This window comes from Pseudomonas sp. Pseusp3 (assembly GCF_047304225.1).
Taxonomy (GTDB): domain Bacteria; phylum Pseudomonadota; class Gammaproteobacteria; order Pseudomonadales; family Pseudomonadaceae; genus Aquipseudomonas; species Aquipseudomonas fluorescens_CD.
Genome location: NZ_JBGLYV010000215.1, coordinates 1 through 1,956, shown reverse-complemented (window position 1 = coordinate 1,956; position 1,956 = coordinate 1). Strand labels below are relative to the sequence as shown.

2 protein-coding genes are annotated in these 1,956 nt (G+C 59.7%); one reads left to right on the top strand and one right to left on the bottom strand.

Annotated elements, in window-relative coordinates:
• Positions 1-83 precede the first annotated feature (83 nt).
• A complete protein-coding gene (gene miaB / locus ACCD00_RS30555; protein ID WP_015096961.1) occupies positions 84-1,412 on the bottom strand; it encodes a tRNA (N6-isopentenyl adenosine(37)-C2)-methylthiotransferase MiaB in 1,329 nt (442 codons plus the stop codon).
• A gap of 133 nt (positions 1,413-1,545) precedes the next feature.
• On the opposite strand from miaB, the gene ACCD00_RS30550 reads away from it, so the two are divergent.
• The gene (locus tag ACCD00_RS30550) at positions 1,546-1,875 is read left to right on the top strand and encodes a DUF1820 family protein (protein WP_003185742.1); all 330 of its coding nucleotides are present in this window, start codon (positions 1,546-1,548) and stop codon (positions 1,873-1,875) included.
• Positions 1,876-1,956: the final 81 nt, after the last annotated feature.

Genomic DNA, 1,956 nt, shown 5'->3' with positions numbered 1-1,956 from the left:
CGAAAGCGGTGTGTCTGTTACCTATTTATTGACTGACACTCCCTATTCGCGAGCAAGCCCGCTCCCACATTGATCTGTGGCGATTATTGGATCAGCGAACCCCGCAGCGAGTGCGGCTGCGCGGCATCGATGTGCACATCCGCGAACTGGCCGATCAGGGTCGGATTGTCGCAGCGGAAGTTGACGATACGGTTATTCTCGGTCCGGCCTTGCAACTCGCCCGGGTCTTTTTTCGAGTAATCGGTCACCAGGATCCGCTGGATCGAACCGACCATTTGTCGGCTGATCTCGAAACCTTGCTGGTTCAGGCGATGTTGCAGGGCATTCAGACGCTCTTTTTTCAACTCCTCCGGTGTGTCATCGGCCAGGTCGGCAGCCGGCGTACCCGGGCGCTGGCTGTAGACGAACGAATAGGAAAAGTCGAAACCGACGTCGGCAATCAGCTTCATGGTTTGCTCGAAGTCTTTCTCGGTCTCGCCCGGGAAGCCGACGATGAAGTCCGAGCTGATGCAGATTCCCGGCACGGCGGCGCGCAGCTTGCGCAGTTTGGATTTGTATTCCAGCGCGGTGTGGTTGCGCTTCATCGCGGCGAGGATGCGGTCCGAGCCCGACTGCACCGGCAGGTGCAGGTGCTTGACCAGCTCCGGCACGTCGGCGTGGGCCTGGATCAGGCTGTCGGAGAACTCCAGCGGATGCGACGTGGTGTAACGGATGCGGTCGATGCCATCGACTGCGGCGACCACGCGGATCAGCTCGGCCAGATCCGCCAGGCGCCCGTCATGGGTGAGGCCGCGATAGCCGTTGACGTTCTGCCCCAGCAGCGTCACTTCCCGCACGCCGTTTTCGGCCAGGTGAATGATCTCGGCAATCACGTCGTCGAACGGCCGGCTGACCTCTTCGCCACGGGTGTAGGGCACCACGCAGAACGTGCAGTACTTGCTGCAACCTTCCATCACCGACACGTAAGCGCTCGGGCCGTCGATGCGCGGCTCGGGCAAATGGTCGAATTTTTCGATTTCCGGGAACGAGACGTCGACTTGCGGCAGCTTGCTGATGCGCGCGGCGTCGATCATTTCCGGCAGGCGGTGCAGGGTCTGCGGGCCAAAGACCACATCGACGTACGGCGCGCGATCGCGGATGGCCGCGCCTTCCTGGCTGGCCACGCAGCCGCCGACGGCGATCACCATGTCCGGGTTGGCCAGTTTCAGTTCGCGCCAACGACCGAGCTGGGAATAGACCCGGTCCTGTGCACGTTCGCGGATCGAGCAGGTGTTGAGCAGGATCACGTCGGCGTCTTCAGCGCGGGCGGTGACTTCCAGGGCCTGATGTTCGCCCAGCAGATCGACCATGCGCGAGCTGTCGTACTCGTTCATCTGGCAACCGTGGGTTTCGATGTAAAGCTTCTTGGCCATGGAAAGAGTCATCACCTGATTCAAAGAACCGCGCATTATAGGGAACATGGCCCGTGGTTCCTACCGTTGCGCGTCCGACGGCTGTGCTATAGTTTGCGCCCTCATTTTTACCCCGATGTGTTACCCGCCCACCATGACCAAACGTGAAGCTCCAATCTACAAGGTGATTTTCCTCAACCAGGGCCAGGTGTTCGAAATGTACGCCAAGCAGATCTATCAAAGTGATCTGTGGGGCTTTCTGGAAGTGGAAGAGTTCGTCTTTGGCGAGCGCACGCAAGTGGTCGTCGATCCGAGCGAAGAAAAGCTCAAGGCTCAGTTCGAAGGCGTGGTGCGCAGTTTTGTGCCGATGCATTCGATCGTGCGTATCGACGAAGTCGAGCGTCTGGGCACACCGAAAATCAGCGAAGCCCGTGGCGCGGTCGGCAATGTCATGCCGTTCCCGATGCCGATGCCTGAGAAGTAAGGCTCAAGACCGAGTCGCCCCCTTCGCGAGCAAGCCCGCTCCTGCATTTGATTTGCGTCGTGCACAAATCAAATGCAGGAG